General features: G+C 65.7%; 5 protein-coding genes. All 5 read right to left on the bottom strand.

The window, feature by feature from the left end; translation table 11 throughout:
* Positions 1-41: 41 nt before the first annotated feature.
* Positions 42-419 (bottom strand): hypothetical protein, encoded by a 378-nt coding sequence (locus ACYVK3_RS12145; RefSeq protein ID WP_460497576.1) that lies wholly within the window; start codon positions 417-419, stop codon positions 42-44.
* Positions 416-787, bottom strand: a complete 372-nt coding sequence (locus ACYVK3_RS12140) for a hypothetical protein (RefSeq protein WP_460497575.1) — start codon at positions 785-787, stop codon at positions 416-418. The genes ACYVK3_RS12145 and ACYVK3_RS12140 overlap by 4 nt, the downstream gene beginning before the upstream one ends.
* 215 nt (positions 788-1,002) lie before the next feature.
* The gene (locus tag ACYVK3_RS12135) at positions 1,003-1,626 is read right to left on the bottom strand and encodes an integrase core domain-containing protein (RefSeq protein ID WP_460497574.1); all 624 of its coding nucleotides are present in this window, start codon (positions 1,624-1,626) and stop codon (positions 1,003-1,005) included.
* 516 nt (positions 1,627-2,142) lie between these two features.
* Positions 2,143-2,613 carry a redox-sensitive transcriptional activator SoxR gene (soxR, locus tag ACYVK3_RS12130; RefSeq protein ID WP_460497573.1) on the bottom strand — a complete coding sequence of 157 codons (471 nt, stop codon included), beginning with the start codon at positions 2,611-2,613 and terminating at the stop codon, positions 2,143-2,145.
* An 11-nt stretch (positions 2,614-2,624) separates the two neighbouring features.
* The coding region (locus tag ACYVK3_RS12125; protein WP_460497572.1) for an MFS transporter at positions 2,625-3,853 on the bottom strand (1,229 nt) is incomplete at its 5' end.

Below are 3,853 nucleotides of genomic sequence, written 5' to 3'. Positions count from 1 at the left end.
GCAGGCTAGCCTCGCCCTCGCCGCATAGGACGGTGTCAACATCAAAGGGGTAAGCCCCGGATGAGGAACCCGTCGACCACCAGGTCCGAACGCATCGCCTGCTCACGCAGTTTCATGGCCAGGCCGTCGAGGCAGACCAACACCACCGGCTCTAACGTCTCGACATAGCGTGAGACCGTCGCCTGCGAGATCCGTGACTGCTCGCCGAGCGGCGCTTGGACGGTGTTGTGTCCCAGGTAGATCGGGCAGACCACGATCGCGTCGAGCAATTCAAGGGTCTTGCGGCGGCCGGTGTCCGGCTGCCAGGATCCGATCCGGGCCTCGACCTCCCGCTCCAGCAACAGCAGTTGCTCGGTGTCCAGACCGGTCCTATGCTCGAACCGCGGCAGCGGTCGCTCTTTGATGCTTTGAGTGCTCACACTCTCAAGGAATCCACGAGCCCGCTGCCGCTCACTATCCGTAACCAGAGCAACGAAGACACAACCTCACCCGAACGAGACTTCTGCATCAGCTTGCTGGTGTCGACGCAGTACGCGCGGGCGAGTTCGGATTGAGTGGTGCCGACCGTGGTGTATGCCTGGATAATGGCGTCTCGCTGGCCGGGGGTGAGGCGGTTGGCGGTGGCTTGGGGTCGGTTTGAGTTGCCGTGGACGAGTCGTTTGACGCTGCGGACGCTGATGCCGTACTTGGCAGCGAGGTGTTTCTGGCTGGTGCCGACGTTGAAGGCGGCGATCAGGTCGTCTCGGTCGGTGGGGGAGAGGCGTGTGCCGAGCGCGCGTGAGGGCACTGGCGGATAGGCGACCTGGGGCTGGTTTTCGGGGGAGTCGGGGGTCGAGGGGCCGGTTTCGGGATCGCGGGCGTGCAAGGGGCCGGATAGGCGTTTGAGGAGGCCGTCTAGCTGGGGGTTTGGGTTCGAATAAGCGAGCGTTAGGCCGACCGTGTGATGTATCAGGACATAGGAAACGGTCCGAACCTGCGAAGGTTCGGGCCGTTCGTCGTTTGCTATCGGGCCGGCCCTTTGGGTTGGTCGGTGGGCTGGTAGTCGCGGTCTGGGTCGAGGGTGAGTGCTCGGATCAGCTCGCCGGTTGCAGCGTGGACCACTCTGATTTCCAGGCCATGGACGATGAGAACGACGCGGGTTCGCTCGTAGGTTCGTCCGATGCCGATGCCGATGCCGATGCCGATGTGATGCAGTTTCCCGTTGTGGCGCGGTGTGTGACTGATCCGGCTTTGTCGACGATGTCGGTGCGGACGCGGTCGTGGTGGCGTTCGGCGAGGTCGGTGCCGGGGCGGCTTTGGGGCGGGTGGTGTAGACCGCGGCGGGGGTGGCGCGGTGGGCAGCGACCGGTGGGGCCGGTGGTGGTTGTATTCGCTGGTGAAGGCATCGATCAGGGCTTGGAGCTGCTTGAGGGTGGCTAGTTGCGGGTCGGCGGCGAGGTGTTTTTTCATCGTCTGGCCGAACCGTGCGCAGTGAAGCATCATCTGCTGCCTTCCTGTGAGGGATCGCGTCAGCGCAGTGCTCGGCTCGTCGTTGTAAACGCGGTAGGGAATGGCGACGGCCTCACCTTGAAGACTGACTTCGAAGGGCGTCGCCAGCGGGAGCCGCGTTGCTGGGATGAGCGCCACGACGCTCTGCCCATCGGAGCAAGACGGGCCGGAAACGCCGCCAACGGAGCGTGAAGGGTGTTCGGAGAAGTTCAAAATTGCTGCACCAGACGATGATAGGGGCAGGGACCCAGTCTGCTTCGGCCGTTCACTTCTCCGACATTGCGGGACAGGCTTTACGACCTCGTGCATGAGCGAAGGCCCCCACAGGAACCGCCGGTCGCCAACGATCGCATCCCGCACCCCGGTCTCCACCATGAGCCCATGATCCACGCTGAAGTCCGTGCACGCCAACCACAACCATGCACGAGGTTGTTAGGCATGCACGTAGTAAGCGTAACGTGACAATACGGTATGTTGTATTTCTGCGAAACTTCGATCGACCGCATCATAGTGACATTCGTCAATCAATTGCAGGTGGATTTACGGCCGTAGTCGGTCGATCGATCGTTCGGCACGGTCGGCCGCGGACGAGTGGTATTCAGTGCGTTGCGATGGCTCAGTGGAGGAGGCCGCACCGGTTTCCGGGGATGCCGTTCAATCGTTCTCCTGAGGCGGTTTGTCGATGTTGAGCCGAACGGGGCCGGGACCCTGCCCCTGGAGTGCGTCGTCGGGGTTGAGGAGCAGACAGGCTTTCATGGAGAGGCAGCCGCAGCCGATGCAGCCTGTCAGCTCGTGTTCGAGCCGTTCGATCGCGCGACGGCGCTCTTCGAGGCGGTGTTTCCAGGTGCGCGAGACCTGCTGCCATTCTTCATGGGTGGGGGCGCGGTCGAGTGGGAGGGCGGTGAAGACCTGCCCGACGTCGTCGAGCGGGATGCCCAGGCGCTTGGCGACGATGAGCAGCGAGATCCGCCTGAGCATGTGGCGCGGGTAGCGGCGTTGGTTGGCGCCGTTGCGCCGACTCGCGATGAGGCCGCGGCGCTCGTAGAAGTGGAGTGCTGAGACCGAGACGCCGGTGCGGCGGCTGACCTCGCCGATCGTGAGTTCGTCGTGTGGGCTGGTCTTCACCGCCTTACTCCCTACGGCTCGCGGCGTGGCGCGCGGGCGAAGATCAGCGCGGCCACGACGATGGACAACACGAGGCACAGTATTCCCGTGCCCAGCTGGGTCATGCGCCAGGACCAGGTGAACGCGTCGAGTTCAGCGGCGCGGTCGACGCCGAGCCGCCCAGCGCTGACGTCGGCCGCATGCGTTCCGTCGCCGAGCCGGTGCGCCAGAAGGCCCGTGATCGCGGCGCTGAACGCGGCGATCACGAGTGCCTCGGCAGCCCCGCGCAGTGTGTTGAGGAACCCGGCGGCCGCGCCCACCGCCTTGGCCGGAGCCAAGGCCATCGCCTGGCCGTCGGTGATACCGAATGAGACTCCCATGCCGATCCCGACGAGCAGCAACGGCAGAGCGACCGAGGCAAGCGTGCGCTCGGGGGAGAGAGTCATGAGCCACAGATTGCCGGCTGCCACCATCGCCAGCGCCGCCATAATGAGGAGTCGCGCAGGGACACCACGGTTGACCAGAGCCGCGGCGGTCATTGGCATGATCAGGACCGGCGCGGTCAGCAGCAGCATCGCCGCGCCCGAGGCTGCGGGCGACAATTCGCCCGCGGCCTGGAGATAGGTCGGCAGAAAGACGAGCGCCCCGAGGAATCCAACGGAGGTCGTCAGCGTCGCCATACTCCAGCCCAGGAACGCACGGTTCGCGACCAGTGACGGCGCGAGGAGCGGCGAAGCGCTCATGCGTTGGCACGCGGCGAAGACGACGAGCCCGACCAGTCCCGCGGTCGTGCATGCGAGGACCGTCGGGTGGGTCCAGCCCAGAGCCGGGGCTTCGATAAGAGCGAACATGAGCAGCGTCAGCGACGCGATGAACAGTACGCTTCCGACCCAGTCGGTGCGGGCCCCGCTCGCGCGGGACTCGCGAACCCGGGTCGCGCCGATGGCGACCAGGAGACCGACCGCGGTGAACACCGCGAACGAGCCCTGCCATCCGAAGGCGGCGATAAGGAGCCCCGAGAGTGTCGGCCCGACCGCGATGCCGACACCCGCCATCGTGCCCATGAGCGCGAACGCGCGATTGCGCGCGGCCCCCGCATATTCGGAGGCGAGGATCGCGCCGCCGGCGGCCATGATGCCCGCGCCTCCGGCGCCGGAGACGATCCGCGCGGTGTCGATGAGCGCGATCGACGCTCCGGTGGCCGTGGCCGCGAACCCGGTAGCGAATACGAGTGCGGAGGCGATGAACAAGCGGCGGCGGC

The sequence above is a fragment of the Glycomyces tarimensis genome (assembly GCF_054776215.1).
This window is presented reverse-complemented; position numbering and strand designations above follow the sequence as displayed.